This window comes from Pseudomonas sp. 7-41 (assembly GCF_021233075.1).
GTDB lineage: Bacteria > Pseudomonadota > Gammaproteobacteria > Pseudomonadales > Pseudomonadaceae > Aquipseudomonas > Aquipseudomonas veronii.
In genome coordinates, this window is sequence record NZ_CP089551.1 from 5728038 (window position 1) to 5750168 (window position 22131).

The window sequence follows — 22131 nt, forward strand, 5'->3', positions numbered from 1 at the left end:
TGCATTAGTCCTTTAATGACCTCGCGTGGGGAAGCCCCCTCGGCGCAGGTCCGTTGTCGTTTTTATGGGTTCATCAGACCTTTGTGTTGTAACGGGTTTAGCGCTGCGGGGTTTTGATGTGGGTCAGGCTCAAACCGTAAGGGTGCCACCCATTGACCGTTGATAAGGAAACCCTTGAACACATGTACGTATTTCTGGACGTTTCGTACCATCAAGCGAGGACATACCCATGGAAACAATCAACTACACCAATGCCCGTGCCCATCTCTCCGAGACAATGGATCGGGTCAATGACGATCACATCCCGTTGCTGCTCACCCGGCAAAAAGGTGAGCCCGTGGTGATGATCTCGCTATCGGAATTCAATGCCCTTGAAGAGACGGCCCCGAACCACTCAAATACAACCTCAGTGGCTTCTGGTCTCGGCGAATCACCGCCGAACATCGCTTGGTCTATGGCATAGAGGATGATGAGACTCAGGTCTTGATGTGTCGTTATCACTATTAACGGGGATTACCTGTTGAAGCCGACTGCCCTGGTCCGCGCCTGAAAACATCCGACGCTTTTCTGCAGGGAAGCACACTGGCGCTGGCACCGTCGATACTGTCGAGCGGTGCCTGGGCGGGCGGCATGGTGATCGGCAGCCTGCTGGGCATGCGGGTTGACCGTAGGTCTGTTTTGCGGGCGCTGGCCGCCTTGCATCGCAATAAGGGCATTGTGCTGCCTTGACCTGCCCCCCCTCCCCGCCGAAAATGCCCGACGCTTTTTTGTCCCTGTTTACTGAAGTAGTGAAATTTCAATGCCCGATTCCTACACCGCTGAATCCGCCGAAGAATCCGTAGTCGCCTTGCAATCCAAAGCTGAATACGAAAACGCCATCAATCTTTCACAGCATGTGCCAGCGGCCAAGATCATCAGCGAGATGGTGCTGGACGCGTTCCACACCTCCAAGGAAAGCGACCAGATCCGCGAGTTGCGCGTGGCCATCCGCCAGGCCCACGATGCCTTCGACGACGACAAGGCCTACGATCTGATGGGCCAGCTCAAGCAGCTCAAGGACGCCGAAGCCGCCGACAACATCGCCCTGGAAGACCTGAGCAGCAAGTTCTCGATCAGCCGCATCCTGTCCAGCTTCAAGGACGACCCGGCGTTTCAGGAGCTGGTCTACGGCCTGGCCCTCAAGGTGTTGAACCAGTCCCACCAGGCCATCAGCAACCCGAGCGCCGGCAAGGGCAAGGCCGCGCGGCCGAAGAAAGAAGCCGAAGTGTTTGTGATCAGCAAGGATGGCATCAGCGTCACCCTGCCGCTGCGCACGCCGCGCTCGAAGCTCAATGTCGACCGTGAAGCGTTCGAGTTCCTGGGTTTCAGCTTCGTGGGTGAAGGCGATGACGCCGAGCTGGAAGTCGAAAGCTTTGTGGATAACGCCGGCGCCGAACAGCCGTTGAGCCGCAAGAGCGTGATCACGGCGTTGCAGCAGCAGACCGCGTTCGATGGGTACAGCATCGCGCAGCAGTAGTACCGCAGAACCCAATGTGGGAGGGGGATTGCTCCCTCCCACATTGGTTTTGTATTGGGTTAAACGCTGCGCTGGACCTGCGCCGCAAACACCTCGCGAAACCGCTCCATCTCGTGCTTGTTCCCCACCGTCACCCGCACCCACTGCGGCCAACTCTTCCATACGCGGCCGATCATCACACCTTGCGCGGCCAGTTTCTCGATCACCTGCTCCGCCGGTTGCTTCACGTCGATCATGAAGCAGTTGCTCTGCGACAGCGTGCAGGTGAACCCGCGGGCCTTGAGCCAGGCGACGGTCTCCTCGCGCAGTTGCGCGTTCAGGGCCTTGCGTTGCGGCAACAGCTTGACGTCTTCGAGGCTGGCCTGCGCGCCGAGCAAGCCGCTGCCGGCAGGGACGTTATCGCCCCCGAACACCGCGAGGCGTGCCAGCAACGCCGGGGCGCCGATCGCCAGGCCCACGCGCGCGCCGGCCATGCCGTAGATTTTCGAGAAGGTGCGCAACACCAGCAGGTCGTCGTGTTCCTTGACCCAACTGACACAGCTGGGAGCGTCGGCGAAGTCGATGTACGCCTCGTCCACCACCAGCACGCTGCCTTGGGGTTTGTTCGCCAGCGCGTGCCGGATGGCCTCGGTGGACGTCAGGGTACCGGTGGGGTTATTCGGGTTGCACAGGTAGAGCATGCCCGCCTGGGGATCGGCGGCGAGCATCGAGGGAATGTCGTGGGCGTGCTCGGCCGTGAGGCTCACTTCCTGCACCGGCGCCCCGCTCGCCTCGGCCGCCTGGCGCGGCACCTCGTAGGACGGCGTGGCCATCACCAGGCCGCGGCTTTCGCCGGTAAACGCCAACACCGCGTAGCGCAGCGCCGCCATGGAGCCGGAAAACACTGCCACCTGTGCTTCGGCAATCCCCTGCTGCCGGGCAAACAACGCGGCCAGGGCGTACATGTGGCCGTAGGGATAACGCCCGGCCGTGGCAATCGCGTCCTGCATCGCCTCGCGGGCGGCGCCCGAGGGGCCGTAGGGGCTTTCGTTATAGTTGAGCCGTACCTTCTCAGCCTCTGCCGGTGGTGGGCTGGCGACTGCCCAGTCCAGGCGCCCCAGCAAGGGCAAGGCCGCGCCCAAGGCGAGAAGGGACCGACGACTAACGCTGACCATGGTGACAACTCCTTGTACGCGGGTAATGGATTCGCACAGCTCGTACAGTGAGGTATGACGAGAAAGGCGCCGGCCGATTTAATCCCGCGCCCAAGAAAAAGCCCCGCACTTCTCACGAAGGCGGGGCTTGTTCACTGCTTGGAACCACTCAGGGCGCGTAGGTCAGCAACAGCTCTCTCGGCACCTGGAAATCCAGGGACATCATCACGCTGAGCGCGGTGATGGTGAAGATCGAGAACACGAACAGCTTGCGTGCCCAGACGGTGTCGTCCACCGCCTTGTAACCGGTCCAGGCCATGTACAACCAGTACATGCCCATGGCGGCGGCGACGGCAAGGTAGCTCATGCCGGCGTAGCCACTGAAGGTCAACATCAAGGTCGCCACGAGGAAGGCCAGGATGTACAGCAGGATGTGTTTCTTGGCCACCTGGATGCCGCGCTTGACCGGCAGAACCGGAATCGACGCAGCCAGGTAGTCGTTGAAACGGAAGATCGCGATGGCATAGGAATGCGGCATCTGCCACAGGCTGAACATCACCAGCAGCACCAGCGCGGCCATGTCGAAGCTATTGGTCACAGCCACATAACCAATCACCGGCGGCATCGCCCCCGACAGACTGCCCACCAGCGTGCCGTGAACCGACTTGCGCTTGAGGTACAGGCTGTAGAGGCCGACGTAGATGACAAAGCCGATCACGGCAAACAGCGCCGCCAACGGGTTGGCCACCTTGTACAACAACACCACGCCGGCAACACCCAGGACGGTCGCGAACAGCAGTGCCAGTTTCAGGGAGATAAGGCCCTGGACCAGCACGCGATTCTTGGTGCGTTCCATCTTGATATCGATGTCGCGGTCGATGCAGTTGTTGAACACACAACCGGAAGCTACCACCAGGGACGTGCCGATCATGGCGGCCAGGAAGATGGCCAGATCGACATGTCCCTTGGAGGCCAGGAAGAAGCCGCCTGCCACAGAAAGCACGTTACCGAAAATGATCCCCGGTTTGGTGATTTGGATAAAGTGCTTAAGCGACATCGGGTCTTACCTCACTTCGCCATCATGTAGGTGTGGATGCTGAACATGATCCACAGCGACAGACCAACCAGCAGAACGATCACCAGGCCTGCGAACACGAACGCAATCACGTTCTCGCGCTGGGCCTCGGAGCGGTCCAGGTGCAGGAAGTACACCAGGTGAACCAGGACCTGAATCACCGCGAACGCCAGGACGATCATCAAGGTGATCGACTTCGGCAAGGTTGGGTACATCACCAGGCCGAACGGGATCAGGGTCAGGATGACCGACAGGATGAAGCCGATAGCGTAAGTCTTTACGCTGCCGTGACTCGCATCATGGCTGTCATGGGAGTGTGCATTAGCCATTACAGGGTCCCCATCAAGTAGACGACGGTGAATACGCAGATCCAGACCACATCCAGGAAGTGCCAGAACAGGCTCAGGCAGTTCAGGCGAGTCTTGTTGGTGTTGGTCAGGCCGTGTTTATTGACCTGATACATCATCATCGCCATCCAGATCAGGCCAGATGTCACGTGCAGACCGTGGGTCCCCACCAGCGTGAAGAACGCCGACAGGAAGCCGCTGCGGCTAGGGCCGTAGCCTTCGGAGATCAGCAGGTGGAACTCGTTGATCTCCATGCCGATGAAGCCCAGGCCGAACAGGAAGGTCAGGCCCAACCAGGTCAGTACGCCCTGCTTGTTGCCCTTGTAGAAGGACAACATGGCGAAGCCGTAGGTGATCGAACTGAACAACAGCAAGGCGGTTTCGCCGAGCACGTAAGGCAGTTCGAAGATGTCGTGGCCCGCCGGGCCACCCGCTACGTTGTTTACCAGTACCGCGTACACCGCGAAGATCGACGCAAACAAGATGCAGTCGGTCATCAGGTAGAGCCAGAAACCGTAGACGGTTACCGGGCCCGAGTCGTGGTGATGGTCATCGTGCCCATGGTCATCGACATGGGCGTGTCCAGCATTGGTCACTAAGTTCGACATGGTTTAAGCCTGTTCCAACGAGGTTTCTACACGGTTGGCCGGGATCTTCTTCTCGGCCACCAGGCGAGCGTGCTGCTCGGCTTCGATGCGCTCGATCGTTTCGACCGGCACCATGTAGCCTTGATCATCACGTGCAGCGTGGACAATGAAGTAGCCGATGGTGCCCACCAGGCTCACGATTGCCAGCCACCAGATGTGCCAGATCATCGAGAAACCGAACACGGTCAACAGCGCACCCATCACCACGCCAGTGGCGGTGTTGTTTGGCATGTGGATCGGTTCGTAGTGCTTAGGCCGCTGGTACGCAGTACCGTCTTCCTTGGCTTCGGTGAACGCATCGATGGTGTTCGCGGTAGGAATCACGGCGAAGTTGTAGAACGGAGGTGGCGACGAAGTCGACCATTCCAGGGTGTGGCCGTTCCATGGGTCGCCCGACTCGCACATGTTCTGCTTGCGATCACGCACGCTGACATACAGCTGGATCAGCTGGCAGGCGATACCCACCGCGATCAGCACCGCACCGATCATGGCGACGTACAGGTACGGCACCCACTCAGGGTTGGTGGTGGCGTTCAGACGACGGGTCATGCCCATGAAGCCCAGTGCATAGAGCGGCATGAACGCGACGAAGAAGCCCGAGATCCAGAACCAGAATGCAGCCTTGCCCCAACCCTCGTGCAGCTTGAAGCCGAACGCTTTCGGGAAGAAGAAGCTGAAACCAGCGATGTAACCGAATACCGCACCGCCGATGATCACGTTGTGGAAGTGAGCGATCACGAACAAGCTGTTGTGCAGCACGAAGTCAGCACCCGGGATGGCCAGCAGTACGCCGGTCATACCGCCGATGGCGAAGGTCACCATGAAGCCCAGTGTCCACACGACCTGGCTGGTCATACGCAGACGGCCGTGGTAGATGGTGAACAGCCAGTTGAATAGCTTCACCCCCGTCGGGATCGAAATCAGCATCGTCGCCAGGCCGAAGAAGGCGTTGACGCTGGCCCCCGAACCCATGGTGAAGAAGTGGTGCAGCCACACCATGAAGCCCAGTACCGAGATCGCACCGGAGGCGTAGACCATCGAGTGGTGACCGAACAGGCGCTTGCCGGTAAAGGTCGAGATCACTTCGGAGAAGATACCGAACGCTGGCAGGATCAGGATGTACACCTCAGGGTGACCCCATGCCCAGAACAGGTTCACGTACATCATTGGATTGCCACCAAGTTCGTTGGTGAAAATGTGGAAATCCAGGTAACGGTCAAGCGACAGCAGTACCAGCGTAGCGGTGAGGATCGGGAACGAAGCCACGATCAGCACGTTGGCCCAGGTGCAGGTCCAGGTGAAGATCGGCATGTCCATCATCTTCATGCCAGGGGCGCGCATTTTCAGCACGGTGGCCAGGAAGTTGACCCCCGTCAGCGTCGTCCCGAGCCCTGATAACTGTAGCGCCCAGATGTAGTAGTCCACACCCACGCCCGGACTGTATTTCAGGCCCGACAATGGCGGATACGCAACCCAACCGGTCTTGGCGAATTCGCCGACGCCCAGGGACACGTTGATCAGCACCACGCCAGACACCAGCAGCCAGAAGCTCAGGGAGTTCAGGAACGGGTAGGCAACGTCGCGGGCACCGATCTGCAGCGGCACTGCAAGGTTCATCAGGCCGGTGAAGAAAGGCATCGCCATAAAGATGATCATGATCACACCGTGAGCGGTGAAGATCTGGTCATAGTGTTCAGGCGGCAGGTAGCCTGGCGCGCCCTCAGTGGCCATGGCCAACTGGGTACGCATCATGATGGCGTCGGCAAAACCACGCAGCAGCATGACCATGGCAACGACGATGTACATCACACCGATTTTCTTGTGGTCGACCGAAGTCAGCCACTCAGTCCACAAGTAGGTCCACTTCTTGAAGTAAGTGATACCCCCAACCAGTGCCAGACCACCCAGCGCGATCATGGCGATGGTAATCATCACAATCGGCTCGTGGAACGGGACCGCATCCCAACTTAATTTACCAAACATCGTTTACTCCTCTGCCCCAGCAGTTGAATGCGAGCCCGTGTCAGAACCTTCAACCGCAGCCACTTCTTTCTTCTCGTGCTTGACCGGCTTGCCTGGTTTCATGCCTTCGTACTTGTCGACGACTTTCTGAAACAGGTCAGGCGTGTAAGTGGAGTACAGCGCGACTGGGTTGTTCTGGCTTGGTTTGGCAAGGGCTTCGTATTCAGCTTGATCAAGCTGTTTAGGTGCGGCCTTGACTTCGGCTACCCAGGCGTCGAATTCTTCCTGGCTCGTCGAGATCGCTTTGAATTTCATGCCGGTGAAACCTGCGCCGCTATAGTTGGCGGAGATGCCGTCCATTTCAGCTTTCTGGTTGGCGATCAGGTGCAGCTTGGTCTGCATGCCGGCCATCGCGTAGATCTGGCCACCCAGGCCTGGGATGAAGAACGAGTTCATCACAGTGTCGGAGGTGATCTTGAAGTTAACCGGGGTATGTTCCGGGAACACGATCTTGTTGACGGTGGCGATACCCAGGTCCGGGTAGATGAACAGCCACTTCCAGTCCAGCGCGACCACTTCGATGTTGATCGGCTTGACCTCGGAGTCCAGCGGACGGTATGGGTCCAGCGCGTGGGTGGACTTGTAGGTCACATAACCCAGGGCAATGATGATGAGGATCGGAACCAGCCACACCGCGATTTCAATCTTGGTGGAGTGCGACCACTTCGGCGCGTAAGTCGCCTTGGTGTTCGACGCGCGGTATTTCCAGGCGAAGGCGAAGGTCATGATGATCACAGGGACCACGACCAGCAACATCAGCAGGGTGGCAGTGATGATCAGGTTGCGTTCATCCAGACCGACCTGTCCTTTTGGGTCGAGCAAGGACCACTTGCAGCCTCCCAGCATTAACATCATGCCAAGCAGCGGCAAAAAGCCTAGTAATCGGGGGTACCTGTTTTTACTCATCTCACGACCTCTAAAGCAGCTTGCGCAATGCAGTTGGGTTTTGATCGCCAACACTTCACCCTGCCAAGGGTTGGCATTTCTCTTCGATTGAATAAGAGCCTGCCCGTGCGCCCTAATTGGACGGTTCGCGGACCTGCGGTGAGTTCTTATTCGATTTCGTGGTTAAAGGCCTTGTTACAGACCAATTCCATTTGGTGCGGATAGTTGAAAGGCTGCCGGAACCTGGGGTCGCACAGAGCCATCCATCTGCCCCTCGACCGCTCCAATGCTCAAATATTGAACAGCACCGGACATTCAGTGCGGGCGATTGTAGTTAGCTAGCGATGTATAAACCATGTCTTATAAAGAAATAATTTTTATCGATTCCAGCAATAATCCTTCACCTATTTTGCAAAGGTTCGCGATCTTATCGCGTTGGATTCTCAACAAAAACCACAAAAAATGCCGTGTTATAGGGCAAACTGCCACACCCCTTACCCGCCGTAAGGGCCTGAAAAAGCGCTCCAAGCCCCCATAAAACAGGGCACTCGCTGACCACCGAAAGCCGCGAACGGCGCGCTATTCGCGGTGTTGCTCAAACGATGAACTGACAGCACACATTAACGGCCATGGGCAAATTCACGCGGCGTTGTGACGGCTCGGAAACGCCCTGCGACAGCGCCTGTGTGACAACATGTCGCACACCGCGCGCCGTCAAAATTGTCCCGCGTCACTGTCCCTTCAAAAATCCCTACAAACAAAAACGCCCCGGCTTTCCCTTGAGAAAGACCGGGGCGTTTCAGTGAACGGCTCAGGCTTTGCGTTGGCGATTGCGATAGATACCCAGGGGCACCAGGATCACCGTCAGCACGAACGCCACCAGCGCCCACTGCGCCAGCGACAGACCGAGCACCGGCGGGTACGGCGTGCTGCAGAAGCCGTCGACCTGGAAGACCAGCGGAAACACCTTGGCCAGGGGCAGGCCGTCAACGATCGGTTGCAGCACATCCACGCCGCAACTGACCTCGGGGAAGAACTGGGTGTACACATGGTGACCGGCAGCCGCCACACCGCCCAAGGCACTGAGCACCACCAACCCTTCAAACAGCGTGATCGCCCCTTTGTTGCGCATAGCCGCACCAATAAACGCAAAAACGGCAATCAACAGCAAGGCATAGCGCTGCAGGATACACAGCGGGCACGGCGCTTCGCCCAACACCACCTGCATGTACAGCGCACCGCCGATCAGCGCCAGGCAGATGATGCCCAGCAACACCAGAAAGCGCCGCTCCCTGCCTAAACGCAATTCGTCACTCATCTCCGTATCCCTTTGTTTGGTTGTGCCTGTGGCGGCAAGTTTACACACAGAGAGTGGTTTAAACAGAAGGGGGTTAACGGCGGATTAATACGCCACTTGTAGGAGCGAGCTTGCTCGCTCCTACAGGTGTATGGGTGTGGGTGTGTGGGGGGGTTATTCGAGGGCGGCGGGGGGCCGAAGAAGTCGTAGCGGCTTTGTTTTTCGGGTACGCCCAAGGCCTTGAGGTGGCGTTTAATATGCCACTTGTAGGAGCGAGCTTGCTCGCGAAGAACTCAAAGACGCTGCGGTCATCCAGGATGTAGGCGTTATCGTTGACGTTCTTCGCGAGCAAGCTCGCTCCTACAGGTGTGTGGGTGTGGGGGTGTGGGGGGGTTATTCGAGGGCGGCGGCCGGGCCGAAGAATTCGTAGCGGCTTTGTTTTTCGGGTACGCCCAAGGCCTTGAGGTGGCGCTTAATACGCCACTTGTAGGAGCGAGCTTGCTCGCGAAGAACTTAAAGACGCTGCGGTCATCCAGGATGCAGGCGTTATCGTTGACGTTCTTCGCGAGCAAGCTCGCTCCTACAGGTGTGTGGGTGTGTGGGGGGGCCGAAGAATTCGTAGCGGCTTTGTTTTTCGGGTACGCCCAAGGCTTTGAGGTGGCGTTTAATATGCCACTTGTAGGAGCGAGCTTGCTCGCGAAAAACTCAAAGACGCTGCGGTCATCCAGGATGCACGCGTTATCGTTGACGTTCTTCGCGAGCAAGCTCGCTCCTACAGGTGTGTGGGTGTGTGGGTGTGTGGGGGGTTATTCGAGGGCGGCGGCCGGGCCGAAGAATTCGTAGCGGCTTTGTTTTTCGGGTACGCCCAAGGCCTTGAGGTGGCGCTTGACTGCGGCCATGAAGCCTTTAGGGCCGAGGAAGTACGCATCCAGGTCGCGCTGCTCAGGCAACCACGCCGCCAGTTGTTCCTGGCTCAGCAGGCCCACGGTGTCGCCTGCCGGGCTCACGCCATCGTCCTCGTCATAGCAGTAGAAGCGCTTGAGCTGCGGATGCTTGGCCGCCAGGGCGTCGACCCATTCCCGAAACGCATGCACCCCGCCGTTACGCGCGCAGTGGATAAAATGCACCGGACGCTGGGTGGCCAGGGCCGCTTCGAGCATCGGCAGTGTTGGCGTGATGCCCACCCCGCCGCTGATCAGCACCAGCGGTTTATCGCTGGCGGCCAGGGTGAACTCGCCCGCTGGCGGGAACAGGTCGATCGTCGCGCCGACCTGCAATTGATCATGCAGGTAGTTGGACACCCGCCCACCGGCTTCACGCTTGACGCTGATGCGGTATTGGCCGGCATCGCTGAGGGCCGACAAGGAATAGTTGCGGCGCACTTCTTCGCCATCGAGCAGCAGCGTCATACCAATGTACTGACCGGGCTCGGCGGCGAGGATCGGGCCGTTGTCCAGCGGGGCGAAATAGAAGGACGTGATTTCGGCACTTTCCTCCACGCGCTTGACCAGCTTGAACGGCCGCGCACCCCGCCAGCCGCCCGGCGCCTGGGCTTTCTCATCATAGATCGCAGCTTCGGCGCCGATCAGGATGTCCGCCAACTGACCGTAGGCCGCGCCCCAGGCGCTCATCACCTCGGGAGTGGCAATCTCGCTGCCCAACACTTCGGAAATCGCACGCAGCAGGCAGGCTCCCACGATCGGGTAATGTTCCGGCAGGATCTGCAAGGCCACGTGTTTGTTGATGATCTTCGCCACCAGATCACCCAGTTGATCCAACTGGTCGATATGTCGTGCATACATCAACACACCATTGGCCAGGGCACGGGGCTGGTCGCCGCTGACCTGGTGCGCCTGGTTGAACAGCGGGCGCACCTCCGGGTACTCGGAGAGCATCATGCGGTAGAAATGGGTGATCAGCGCTTCGCCGCCGCTTTCCAGCAGGGGCACGGTGGATTTGATGATGGCACGGTCTTGGGCACTAAGCATGGAGCCTCCTGGGCTTCTTTACTGATTGCCTTGGAGTACTCAGTATTCATGCCAACTAATAAATCGTTTAATTTCAATAAGTTAAATTACCAGTAGTCAGTATGACCTCCTACGCCTTATAGTCATAAGGACTACAAGGAGTCATTATGACTGCGCAATCGCTGCTCACCACCCTGCTCCCCCTGGTCGCCGACCTGTCCCGCGAACTGCCCGAAGGCGAGCGTTACCGCCGCCTGTTGCAAGCCATGCGCGCCCTGCTGCCGTGCGACGCCGCCGCGCTGTTGCGCCTGGACGGTGAGTCGCTGGTGCCGCTGGCAGTGGACGGCTTGAGCGCCGATACCCTGGGCCGACGCTTCAAGGTCAGCGAACACCCGCGTTTCGCCGTGCTGCTTGGCAGCCCCGGCCCGACGCGTTTCGACAGCGACAGTGAATTGCCCGACCCCTACGACGGCCTGGTGGACGGCCTGCACGGGCACCTCGAAATTCACGACTGCATGGGCTGCCCGCTGTATGTCGATGACAAACCGTGGGGCCTGCTGACCCTGGACGCCCTCGACACCGAGCGCTTCGAACGGGTCGAGCTGGATGCCCTGCAAGCCTTCGCCAGCCTCGCCGCCGCCACGGTCAATGTCGCCGAACGCATTGAACACCTGGCATTGCGCGCCGAAGACGAACGCCAGCGTGCCGAGATCTACCGCCAGGCCAGCGGCCAGCAGCACAAAGAGATGATCGGCCAGAGCAAGCCCCACAAGCGCCTGGTCGAAGAGATCAACCTGGTGGGCGGCAGCGACCTCACCGTGTTGATCACCGGCGAAACCGGGGTCGGCAAGGAACTGGTGGCCCAGGCGATCCACGCCGCGTCGTCCCGCGCGGACAAGCCGCTGATCAGCCTCAACTGCGCCGCCCTGCCGGAAACCCTGGTGGAAAGCGAGCTGTTCGGCCACGTGCGCGGTGCCTTCACCGGCGCGCTGAACGAGCGCCGGGGCAAATTCGAACTGGCCAACGGCGGCACGTTGTTTCTGGACGAAGTCGGCGAGCTGTCGTTGACGGTGCAGGCCAAGCTGCTGCGCGTCCTGCAAAGCGGCCAGTTGCAGCGCCTGGGCTCGGACAAGGAACATCAAGTGGACGTGCGCCTGATCGCCGCCACCAACCGCGACCTGGCCGAAGAAGTGCGCAACGGCCGCTACCGTGCCGACTTCTACCACCGCCTCAGCGTCTACCCGCTGCAAGTGCCGGCACTGCGCGAACGCGGGCGCGATGTGTTGCTGCTGGCCGGGTTCTTTCTCGAACAGAACCGTTCGCGCATGGGCCTGGGCAGCCTGCGCCTGACCAGCGACGCCCAAGCCGCGTTGCTGGCCTACAACTGGCCGGGCAATGTGCGCGAGCTGGAACATTTGATCGGACGCAGCGCACTGAAAGCCCTGGGAAACTGTCGCGAACGTCCGAAGATTCTCAGCCTGAGCGCCCAAGACCTGGACCTGCCCGACGTCAGCGCAGCGCCGATCGCCCCACCACCCGAAGTCACCGCCATCGCCGGCGGCGACCTGCGCCAGGCCACCGAACACTACCAGCGCCAAGTCATCAACGCCTGCCTGGAACGCCACCAACACAACTGGGCCAGCACCGCCCGCGAACTAGGCCTGGACCGCGCCAACCTAGGCCGCATGGCCAAACGCCTAGGCCTCAAATAACCCAGATCCCCCAATCAAACCCAATAAATACTGAAATACTGAAATACTGAAATACTGAAATACTGAAAATGTGGGAGGGGGCTTGCCCCCGATAGCGGTGGGTCAGTCACTTATTTGTAGCTGACCCACTGCTATCGGGGGCAAGCCCCCTCCCACCTAAAGCAACACCCTCCCACCTAAAGCAATCCCCTCCCACCTTAACCCCCCTTCCCACCTCAGACTTGCTTCGCCCTGAACACCGCCTCCCCCGCCTGAACCACCCTAACCCTACGAAACACCAACACATTCCCCACCATCACCAACACCAACCCCACCAACGCCGGCGCAGTCCACTGATACCCCTCGGCAAACGCCGACACATTCAGCGCCACCACCGGAAACAACACCGTGCAATACGCCGCCCGCTCAGGCCCCATACGCCCGACCAGCGTCAGATACGCCGTAAACCCAATCACCGACCCCGGAATCACCAAATACCCCAACGCCCCGACATACCGCGCACTCCAGTCCATCTCGAACGGAATACCGCGCACCACGCAATAGGTCGCCAACATCACCGCACCATATGCCATGCCCCAGGCATTGGTAGTCAATGGCCGCAACCCCGCCTTCTGCTGCAGGCTCGAAAGCATATTGCCAGCCGAAAAACACATCGTCCCCAACAGCGCCAAACCCAGCCCGAGCAAGGTCTGCGGGCTCGCGGTGTGCCCCGCCAGCTCCGGCCAGAACAACAGGCCCAAGCCCAGCAAGCCAAGGCCGCCGCCCATCAACACATTGCGCGCGACCCGCTGGCCAAAAAACACCCGCGCATTCAGGGCATTCCACAGCGTCGCCGTAGAAAACACCACCGCCACCAGCCCGCTGGGAATCCACTGGCTGGCCGTGAGAAAACACATGAAGTTCACACAGAACAGACACAACCCCTGGGCCAGGCAGATCAGATGCCCGCGCCGGTTCATCACCTGCAACTTGCGGCTGAGCAGCAACAGCACAAACAACACCAACGCCGCCAGGGCGAAGCGATAGACAATCGACACGGGAATCGCCACCACGCCCAGTTGCCACTTGAGGGCGATCCAGGTGGTGCCCCAGATCAGCACGGTGAGTAAATACAGGAAAAGGTTCATAACAGGCTCCACTGGTTGAGCCACAGTGTCGCCTTCAAGCCCTGGCCGGCGCTTGCAGATTCTTGCGCTTTTGTCGCACGGCGGGCTCACAGCGCCAGCGGCTCGGAGTAGGATGCAAGGCGTCGGAGAGTACACACCATGTCAACGCTGGAATCCCTGCAAGTCTTTCAAGCCCTCAACCGCTCGCCCCACGCTCGCCTCGAAGCCTGCGCCGAGCTCGGTGACGGCTTGTCTGCGGCGTTGTGGAGCAACCACCACGACTCCCAGGACTACCAGGCGCCCGGCCATCACACCTTGTCCTGCTACATCGGCGGCGGCACCGGCACGTTTCGTCGCGACCAGCCGGGCACCAAGGGCGGGCCCGACAAGTTGTGCATCCTGCCGGCCGAGCATCAGTCGGCCTGGGTGATCAACGGCGACATCCGCCTGGCCCATGTGTATTTCAGCCAGGCGCAATTCGCCCTGGGCTGCATCACCCTGCTCGACCGCGAACCGCGCGCGCTGCAATTGCAGGAAAGCACCTTCCTCGAAGACCCCAGCCAGGCGCGACGCTTTCACCAGTTGATCGCCCTCAACTGGCACGAGCCCGCCGAACGCCTGCTGACCAGCAGCCTGGCCCATGAAATGCTCAGCCACACCTTGCTCTGCCAAGTCGGCGCGCGCGACGGGCTGCGTTTGAAAGGCGGGCTGGCGGCGCATCAGCGGCGGTTGTTGGTGGACTACATCGACCAGCACCTGGACGACCCCATCAGCCTCGGGCAATTGGCCGGGATGTGTGCGCTGTCGGAATACCATTTTGCGCGGATGTTCCGCCAAAGCTTCGGCCTGCCGCCCCATCAATACCTGCTGGCCCGGCGCCTGGCCCGCGCGCAGAACCTGCTGCGCAGCGGCAGCCTGCCCGTGGGTGACATCGCGTTGATGTGCGGCTTCTCCAGCGCCAGCCACTTCACCCATCGCTTTCGCCAGGCCATGGGCGCGACGCCCGGCGAATACCGTCAGGCGTTCTGCGCTTAAACCATCAAGCCCAACGTCTTGGCCTTGGCCACCGCCTGGGTGCGTCGCTCCACGCCGAGCTTGCTGTGGATGCGCCGCGCGTGGGTCTTGACGGTGTGCAGCGAGATAAACAAGCGGCCGGCGATTTCCAGGTTGGAGTTGCCCAGGGCGATCAGTTGCAGCACCTCCAGCTCGCGTTGGCTCAGCGGGTTGTCCGCCGTGCCGGTCGGCGAGGCCTGCGGTTCCAGGCCCAGCTCACTCAACAGCCCGGGCGAGCGTAAACGCAGCTCGCGGATCGCTTGCTGCACCTGGCAACGCCCTGCCAGTTCCAGGCCGTGTTGCAGTGAACGACGCGCCATCGCCGGTTCGCCCAGTTGCCAGGCCACTTCACCCAGCACCAGGTGCAATTCGGCCTCCAGGCACAGCATGCCGCGTTGGCGGGAAGCGTCCAGCAACGCGTTGAGCCGCGCCAGCGGTTGATCGGCGACGCCCAGTTTGACCTCGGCCAACACCAGCAGGTATTCAAGACGCGGGATCAATTCCAGCGTGGCCGGCGGCGCCTGCTTGGCGTCGGGCCCTCGGAAATGGCGGAGCACCCGGCGCAGCGCTGCCACCGTCAATTCGGCGCGACCCTGTTGCAACCAGAAGTGCCCGCTGACCAGCAGCAACACCGCGCGGTACACCGTGTCCGGCACCTGGCGCTGCTGCATCAGGCGCTCGGCCTCGCGCAACTGGATAAAGGCCTGGGCGTAATCACCGTGATTGGCCGCCAACAACGCAAGGCCTAGATAGCCATACAACACGCGCTTGTCCTGGCTGTGCAGGCACATGCTCAAGCCCGTCTCGAAGCACTCGGCAGCCAACGCGTCCTGCCCCTGGCGCAGGGCCAGATGCCCACGCCGCAAGGCGATACGTCCGACCAGCGGCCCAGCCTTCAGCCGCTGCTTGAGCAACATCGCCTGCACCTGCTCCAATAGGTTTTGCGCGCGGTACGGCGCGCCGCGCTGTTCGAGCAATTGCGCATGATCCAGCTCCAGCAGGGCTTCGAGCAACAGCGAACCATGGGCCCGCGCCAGGCACAGCGCTTCGCGGTTCAGGGTCTGGGCCGCCTCCAGCTCACCGCGCAGCAAGGCTTGCTGGGTCAGCCCCGACAAGCACATCAGACGTGATGTCCACGCACTGTCGGGCAACGCCTGCAAGGCCTCGAGGAAATGCTCGCGAGAACGTTGCGCATCACCCGCCAGATGCAGCAACCACCCCCACTGCGCCTGCCAGCGCGCCAACAACAGGCGTTGCTGCGGCGCCGACGGTTGCGGGGCGAAACGCGCCAGTTGGCCGATGCACAACGCGGCCTGCTCGAAGCGCCCGGCGAACAGCAACGCGGCCGTGACCAGCCCCACCAACTGCGCGGAATACAGCATCAGCTCGTCACCGTGTTGTTCATGCAGGCGCAACAACAGCACGGCATTCTGCTGGCGGAACAGGTCTTCGAAGCTGAAGTGCTGCAACAGGCTGACGGCCACTTCGTATTCTTCGGCCAGCAGCGCCTGCTCGAACGCGGCTTGCCAGTCGCCCTCGGCGCTGAACCATTGGCAGGCCCGTCGGTGCCAGGAGCGTTTGGCCGGCCAGGGCTCCTCCCGTATCAACTGCGCAAGCGGCGCGAAGACTTGCAGCCAGTCGGCGGCATCGTCCCAGGGCTGGATAAATGCGCCGAGCGCCTGCAAGTCCCGCAGGTACTGAGCGCCATCGCCAAAGCCGAACAGGTGCTCGCACAAGCCCGCATTGAAACGCGGCAAATGCGCCAGCACCCGCCAGGCTTCCTCCAGTTCCGCCGGCAAGGTGCTGAACAGCTCGTGTTGCAGGTAGTCGAGCAAGGTCTTGTCGGGATGGCCGTCGCCGAGCAAGGCAATGCGAACCCCGGCGCACCAACCGGCGCTGAACCGCATCACGCGCTCGACGCTGTGACCCGGCGCCTCGCCGAGCAGGGCCTGGACTTCCTCGGCGCTGAAGATCAACTCGGCCGCGCTGCATTCCAGCAGCTCATCGTCGAGCAGCAGCCGCGGCCAGTTGCACCCAGGGCGCCGCCGCGCACCCAGCCACCAGGTCAGCGCCGGGTGGCTGGCGCTGAGCAGGCGGTCGAGCAAGGCATCCAGCTCGGGCGCGGGCAGCCGGCTGAAATCATCGAGAAACAGCCACGCCGACGTCTGCCAGCGGCTGAGATCCTGCAGCAGCGTGGCTTCATCGGTAAACGCCAGGCCCAGGTTGTGCGCCAGGCGCCGGCACAAATCCAGCGGGCTTAGCGGCACGCCATTGAGCGGTAGCCAGTACACCTGACAACCCGCCGGCGCCTGCAAGGCGCACTCGGCGAGCAACGCGCTCTTGCCACTGCCGCCCGGGGCACAGAGCAACTTGACCCGCGCCTGCGCCGCCAACAACGGCTCGGCCAGGCGCGGGCGCAACAGATGATGGGCGGACAGCCGTGGCATGAATCCAGGACGGTCCAGGCAGCGTGTCATGGCGGTCATTGCTGCATCCTGCGTTTTTATTGTTATGCAACCTGACACCTACCCTAGCCCCGTGCTCGGCGATTCTTGAAGAAGTATTCAGCAGGGTGATTAATGACCATGCACAAAACCCAATGTGGGAGGGGGCTTGCCCCCGATGGCGGTGGATCAGTCAGCTCTCTGTAGCTGATCCACCGCTATCGGGGGCAAGCCCCCTCCCACATTAAGATTGCATTTCAAACAGGCATCAACGCACGCCCGAAGCCCTCAGCGCCGCCGGCGTGTAGTCCGCCGCCTTGGCCGCAAACCCGAACACAAAACTGCTCTTCTCCTCATTCTTCATGCCCAGGGCGATGTAGCGTCCGGCGATGAGGTCGTACAGGGTTTCCACGGTGTAGGCCGGCACCTGATGGTCGTAGTAGAACTGTGCATGACCTTCGGCGACACGCCACAGTTGGCCGCGGCCGTCATAGTGATCCACCAGCGCGACCTGCCAGCTGTCTTCGTCGATGTACATGTGGCGCTTGGCATAGATGTGCCGTTCGCTCGGCTTGACGGTGCCGACCACTTCCCACACGCGGTGCAGCTCATAGCGGGTCAGGTCCTGGTTGATATGCCCGGCCTTGATGATGTCGTCGTACTTGAGGTTCGGCGAATCGAGCTTGTAGCTGTTGTAGGGGATGTACATCTCTTTCTTGCCCACCAGCTTCCAGTCATAGCGATCGGGGGCGCCGGAGAACATGTCGAAGTTATCCGTGGTACGCAGGCCGTCGGACGCGGTGCCCGGGCCGTCGTAGGACACTTGCGGCGCCCGGCGCACACGGCGCTGGCCAGCGTTGTAGATCCAGGCCAGGCGCGGTTCCTTGACCTGGTCGAGGGTCTCGTGGACCAGCAGCACGTTGCCCGCCAGCCGCGCCGGGGCCGTTACCGATTGCTTGAAGAAACTCAGCACGTTGGCGGCCTTGGCGGCGTCGATATCCGGGATCGCCTGCGGCACCGCGACTTCTTCTTCAAAGCGGATCGGCGTGTAGCTGCCGTTCGTCTGCGGGGTGGCCTGGGTGATGATGCGCCGCAGGTTGCCGCCGTGGTAACGGGTGATGTGGTTCCACAGCACCTCCACGCCATTCTTGGGGATCGGGAACGCGTAGTAGCGGTTGCCGGTGAAGTTCTCCAGGCCGTTGCCGTCGTTGATCGCATGCACGTTCAGCGCGCTGCGCTTGATCGACTCGTAGATATCCGGCGGCAGGTTGACCGTGCGGTGGCTCGGGTACACCGGGATCTTGTAGGTCTCGGGGTAACGCTTGAACATCGCCACCTGGCCGTCGGAGAGTTTGTCCTTGTATTTGTCGACGGTCGCGGCGGTGATCACGAACAGCGGTTTTTCATTGGCGAACGGGTCGGCGAGGAAGCCCTTGCTGTCCACCGCACCGGCATTTTTTGGAATGCCGCCGGTCCAGGCCGGGATCGAGCCATCGGCGTTGCCGGCCTTTTCGGCGCCGACCGGGGTCAGGCTGGTGCCGAGCTTGGCGGCTTCTTCGGGCGACACGGCCGCCATGACGTTGGCGGCCAACACACTCAGGGCCATCACAGCAATTAACTTACGCATAGAGTCTTGTCCTTCTTTAAGCCAAATCAGAAGTTCACGCCGAAGCTGAGGGCGAGGAAGTCGCGGTCGGTCAGGGTGTTGTAGTCGCCACCAAAAAAGTCGGTGTAACTCAGGCTGGCGGTGTAGGTGTTGCGGTAGTCCGCATCGACGCCGACGCTGATCGCCTTGGCGCCCTGGTTGAACAGGCCGTTGGGGCCGTAGCCGTTGACGTCGTGGGACCAGGACAGGTTGGGCTTGAGGTTCACCCCGGCAAACACGTTGTTGTAGTCGAGGATGGCGCGGGCACGATAACCCCAGGAATTGGCCGTGACGAAACCGTCGGTGTCGCCACCGTAACCATAGGCGCCGTATACCGAGTCGCGGCCGTAGCGCAGTTTGCTTTTCGCTTCCAGCCCGCCGACGTGGACGAAGGCGGCCTCTCCCACCAGGGTCAGGCGTTCGGCCCCGAGTACCTGGTCGAAGAACTGAGTCATGGTGCTCTGGATCTGGGTGATTTCCTTGCGCCGGTAACCGGCGTTGTCAGCGCCGAACGAGCTGTGGATCGGCGAGGCGGTGTTGCCGGCAATCGGGTTGATCAGGGCCAGGGTCAGGTCGGTGGTGTTGAGTTGCACCGGCGCATTCGGGCGGTAGCTGATTTCCCCGGTCCAGGCCGTGCCGGTGGGCAGGGTGGTGGAGAAGCTGGCGCCGTACAGGCGAATGTCTTCCGGGTAATCGAGATAGTACTGGCCACGGCCGAGCATGGTGCTCTGGGCCAGGGCCGAGCCGGTGCCTGGCGCAATGGCGTTGGCGGTGTTGACGATGCGCCCGATGGTGGCCAGGTTGGTGTTGGCGGTGAGGGTGCCGACGGTCGGCGTGCGGCTGTGGTAGTTCATGAAGTACAGGCCGTACTCGGTGTCGTCGCCCAGCCAGCGCAAGGCCGCGCCGAATTGGCCGCCATCGCGGGCATCACGGTCCTTGGCGCGCTGCACCACGACGCCTTCACGCGTGACCTCAAAGCCCTGGCCGAACGCTGCGGCCACCGGTTGCAACGGCGCAATCGCCGGGCTGCCGACCGTGTAGTTACCGTTGCAACCGTGGGCCGCCACATCGCCACCAAAGAACGTGCCGCAGTTATCCAGCACGGTGTTTTCCCAGTTCAACTGGTAGAAGCCTTCTACCGTCAGTTGGTTGGTCAGGCTCTGGGAGGCGAACAGCATATTGACCGGTATCAGCCCTTCCTTGATCTCGGCGCCGGGGCGGCGGAAGGCCGATACGTCGATGGGGTTGATGCTGTTGATGGAGTTACCGATAAACGTACTCTCGCCCCAACTCACCACCTGCTTGCCGACGCGCACGTTGCCCGGCAGGTCGGCGATGGAATAGTTGTGATAGACGAACGCATCCAGCAGCTCGTAACCGGAGGAGCGCGCACCTTCGTCGCGATGGTGATTGCTGATCTGCTTGAACTCGCGGTCTTCGTCCTGCAGTTCGAAGTCGTACCAGTATTTGCCGCGCACGAACACGCCGCTGTCGCCGTATTTGAGTTCCAGGTCGTGGATGCCTTTGAAGATCTTGGAGAAGGTCTCGCCCTTCTTGAAGTTCAGTCGCCCGTCATCCCCGGTGGAAGCCTGCCCCGTGCCGCCATTGGACACGCCCACCAGTTTCTTGTCGGCATCGCGCATGCCCCAGCTGGCGCCGACCGACAGCGAGGAATCGAATTGCCCTTCGATCTCGCCGATGTTGAACGAAACAGCCTGTGCCTGGGCACAGCATCCCAACGCAACCGCGGCGGCCAGCGCCTGCGGCGTGAAGATGGCGCGCATTGTTGTTTTTGTCATGCGTCTTCCCCGGTGAGTGACAGAAGGCCCCACCCTACTGCCGCCCTTCGGGAGCGATAAGCGCACCAAGGAGGTATTCGTGTTGTCGCCCGAAAGGATTAACGCCGCTCTGGCGCGGCTCTGCGCGGGGGCATGCGCCCCATGGATGGCGGGTTATCAGGCCGGTGGATGGCGCCAGGGGGTGACTGTTGTCATATCCGTAACAGTCCTTGTCCTGAAGCGCTATTACTCATTTTGTTACAACCCTCTATTCTTGCCTGGCTTTCAGGGCAAACGGCCCGCTCCCACCTTCGGGAGAACAGCTGAAATTCGACGGATTGGCTACTGTATTCAATCTGTTACCGGTGTTCACTGACGTTGAGTCTGTCGCTCCTTGATCCAACGTCTTACTTCGGCCGCTGCTTTGCAGCGGCCTTTTTTATGCCTGAAAAAAAGCGGGGCGCCGTCAGCGCCCCGCAGTATTGATGGTGTATCCGGCAATGATCAGAGGCTGAACTTCTGCAAATTGGCCATCATCTCCTTCAAAGCCTCGATTGTGTCCTTGGGATGCACCGCGCCTTCGAAGTCACAGATCTGTTGCCAGTGCGCGGCCACGTCGTCCGGCGAGAACCCGGCTTCCGGGTCGAAGCCCACACCCAGGCTGCGTTCCCAGCGGGTCTTGCCGATCCAGCCGCCGCCCACTTCGAACAAGCCTGAGGTTTCCTGGCACGCCTCGCTACCCAGGTACACCACCAGCGGGCTGACCAGTTCCGGCTTGAGGCGCTCGAACACCTGCGGCGGGATCAGGCCTTCGGTCATGCGCGTGCCGCCGGTGGGGGCGATGGCGTTGACCAGGATGTTGTTCTTGCGCCCTTCCAGCGCCAGGGTGCGGGTCAAGCCATACAGGCCGAGCTTGGCCATGCCGTAGTTGGACTGCCCGAAATTGCCGTAGATGCCCGACGTGGACGCAGTAAAAATCACCCGCCCATAGCTTTGTTCACGCAGATGAGGCCAGGCGGCGCGGGTGACTTTGTAGGCACCTTCGACATGCACCCGGTAAACCAAGTCCCAGTCGCTGTCGTCCATTTTGTGGAAGGTCTTGTCGCGCAGGATGCCGGCGTTGTTCACCACCACGTCGATACGGCCGAAGGCATCCAGGGCGTTCTGTACGATTTTCTCGCCGTCGGTGACGGAATCATGGTTGGCTTCGGCGATACCGCCGGCTTCGCGGATTTGTGCGACCACACGGTCGGCCGCCGACGCATTGGCGCCCTCGCCCTGGGTGGAACCGCCGAGATCGTTGACCAGCACTTTGGCCCCGTGCCTGGCGAACAGCAGCGCATGGGCCCGGCCCAACCCGCCGCCGGCACCGGTGACGATCACGACCTTATCCTGGAACTGCACTGACTCACTCATACCGAACTCCAATGGCGACGATGGGAATGGCTCGAGTGTCAGGCACGGCGCCTGCGGTCACAATAAATACGGCCACGGCTGAATGGTG

18 protein-coding genes and 1 pseudogene are annotated in these 22131 nt (G+C 61.0%); 6 read left to right on the forward strand and 13 right to left on the reverse strand.

Annotation, left to right across the window (positions count from 1 at the left end):
• Nucleotides 1-229 precede the first annotated feature (229 nt).
• From LQ249_RS26065 to LQ249_RS26075, 3 genes are all read left to right on the forward strand, one after another.
• Nucleotides 230-463 carry a type II toxin-antitoxin system Phd/YefM family antitoxin gene (locus tag LQ249_RS26065; RefSeq protein WP_227778728.1) on the forward strand — a complete coding sequence of 78 codons (234 nt, stop codon included), beginning with the start codon at nucleotides 230-232 and terminating at the stop codon, nucleotides 461-463.
• Nucleotides 430-507 (forward strand): type II toxin-antitoxin system YoeB family toxin, encoded by a 78-nt coding sequence (locus LQ249_RS26070; protein WP_141123716.1) that lies wholly within the window; start codon nucleotides 430-432, stop codon nucleotides 505-507. The genes LQ249_RS26065 and LQ249_RS26070 overlap by 34 nt, the downstream gene beginning before the upstream one ends.
• Before the next feature lie 292 nt (nucleotides 508-799).
• A complete protein-coding gene (locus tag LQ249_RS26075) occupies nucleotides 800-1516 on the forward strand; it encodes a hypothetical protein (protein WP_057005274.1) in 717 nt (238 codons plus the stop codon).
• 59 nt (nucleotides 1517-1575) lie between these two features.
• Here LQ249_RS26075 and ptaA read toward each other — a convergent pair whose 3' ends face one another.
• From ptaA to cyoA, 6 genes are all read right to left on the reverse strand, one after another.
• Nucleotides 1576-2670, reverse strand: a complete 1095-nt coding sequence (gene ptaA / locus LQ249_RS26080) for a pyoverdine biosynthesis transaminase PtaA (RefSeq protein WP_232565990.1) — start codon at nucleotides 2668-2670, stop codon at nucleotides 1576-1578.
• A gap of 148 nt (nucleotides 2671-2818) precedes the next feature.
• Entirely contained in the window at nucleotides 2819-3706 is an 888-nt protein-coding gene (gene cyoE / locus LQ249_RS26085; protein WP_017846726.1) for a heme o synthase, read from the reverse strand.
• Between the two features lie 11 nt (nucleotides 3707-3717).
• Nucleotides 3718-4053: a cytochrome o ubiquinol oxidase subunit IV gene (cyoD, locus tag LQ249_RS26090; RefSeq protein WP_017846725.1), complete on the reverse strand. Its 336-nt coding sequence runs from the start codon at nucleotides 4051-4053 to the stop codon at nucleotides 3718-3720.
• A complete protein-coding gene (locus LQ249_RS26095) occupies nucleotides 4053-4679 on the reverse strand; it encodes a cytochrome o ubiquinol oxidase subunit III (RefSeq protein WP_017846724.1) in 627 nt (208 codons plus the stop codon). The genes cyoD and LQ249_RS26095 overlap by 1 nt, the downstream gene beginning before the upstream one ends.
• Nucleotides 4680-4682: 3 nt before the next feature.
• Nucleotides 4683-6701, reverse strand: a complete 2019-nt coding sequence (cyoB, locus tag LQ249_RS26100; protein ID WP_232565991.1) for a cytochrome o ubiquinol oxidase subunit I — start codon at nucleotides 6699-6701, stop codon at nucleotides 4683-4685.
• Between the two features lie 3 nt (nucleotides 6702-6704).
• On the reverse strand, nucleotides 6705-7646 hold the full coding sequence (gene cyoA / locus LQ249_RS26105; protein WP_026139992.1) for a ubiquinol oxidase subunit II: 942 nt from the start codon (nucleotides 7644-7646) through the stop codon (nucleotides 6705-6707).
• Between the two features lie 27 nt (nucleotides 7647-7673).
• Between cyoA and LQ249_RS31630 the strand changes: the two are divergent.
• Nucleotides 7674-7963 (forward strand): annotated as a pseudogene (locus LQ249_RS31630) (hypothetical protein).
• 473 nt (nucleotides 7964-8436) lie between these two features.
• Here the strand turns inward: LQ249_RS31630 and LQ249_RS26110 are convergent.
• On the reverse strand, nucleotides 8437-8943 hold the full coding sequence (locus tag LQ249_RS26110) for a disulfide bond formation protein B (RefSeq protein ID WP_017846721.1): 507 nt from the start codon (nucleotides 8941-8943) through the stop codon (nucleotides 8437-8439).
• A 785-nt stretch (nucleotides 8944-9728) separates the two neighbouring features.
• Nucleotides 9729-10910: an NO-inducible flavohemoprotein gene (gene hmpA, locus LQ249_RS26115; RefSeq protein WP_017846720.1), complete on the reverse strand. Its 1182-nt coding sequence runs from the start codon at nucleotides 10908-10910 to the stop codon at nucleotides 9729-9731.
• A gap of 146 nt (nucleotides 10911-11056) precedes the next feature.
• Here hmpA and norR point away from each other — a divergent pair, with 146 nt between their 5' ends.
• Nucleotides 11057-12601, forward strand: a complete 1545-nt coding sequence (gene norR / locus LQ249_RS26120; RefSeq protein ID WP_057005278.1) for a nitric oxide reductase transcriptional regulator NorR — start codon at nucleotides 11057-11059, stop codon at nucleotides 12599-12601.
• Nucleotides 12602-12816: 215 nt separating this feature from the next.
• Here the strand turns inward: norR and LQ249_RS26125 are convergent, their stop codons facing one another.
• Nucleotides 12817-13728, reverse strand: a complete 912-nt coding sequence (locus tag LQ249_RS26125; RefSeq protein WP_057005279.1) for a DMT family transporter — start codon at nucleotides 13726-13728, stop codon at nucleotides 12817-12819.
• Nucleotides 13729-13866: 138 nt separating this feature from the next.
• Between LQ249_RS26125 and LQ249_RS26130 the strand changes: the two genes are divergently transcribed.
• Nucleotides 13867-14742, forward strand: a complete 876-nt coding sequence (locus LQ249_RS26130; protein ID WP_046382103.1) for a helix-turn-helix domain-containing protein — start codon at nucleotides 13867-13869, stop codon at nucleotides 14740-14742.
• On the opposite strand, the gene LQ249_RS26135 is transcribed toward LQ249_RS26130, so the two are convergent.
• From LQ249_RS26135 to LQ249_RS26150, 4 genes are all read right to left on the reverse strand, one after another.
• Complete coding sequence (locus LQ249_RS26135) at nucleotides 14739-17246, reverse strand: LuxR C-terminal-related transcriptional regulator (RefSeq protein WP_232565992.1); 2508 nt, start codon at nucleotides 17244-17246, stop codon at nucleotides 14739-14741. The two genes, LQ249_RS26130 and LQ249_RS26135, sit on opposite strands and share 4 nt — an antisense overlap.
• 226 nt (nucleotides 17247-17472) lie before the next feature.
• The gene (locus LQ249_RS26140) at nucleotides 17473-18831 is read right to left on the reverse strand and encodes a DUF1329 domain-containing protein (protein ID WP_046382101.1); all 1359 of its coding nucleotides are present in this window, start codon (nucleotides 18829-18831) and stop codon (nucleotides 17473-17475) included.
• A 26-nt stretch (nucleotides 18832-18857) separates the two neighbouring features.
• A complete protein-coding gene (locus LQ249_RS26145; RefSeq protein ID WP_046382100.1) occupies nucleotides 18858-20648 on the reverse strand; it encodes a DUF1302 domain-containing protein in 1791 nt (596 codons plus the stop codon).
• A gap of 483 nt (nucleotides 20649-21131) precedes the next feature.
• On the reverse strand, nucleotides 21132-22043 hold the full coding sequence (locus LQ249_RS26150) for an SDR family oxidoreductase (RefSeq protein ID WP_017847774.1): 912 nt from the start codon (nucleotides 22041-22043) through the stop codon (nucleotides 21132-21134).
• Nucleotides 22044-22131: the final 88 nt, after the last annotated feature.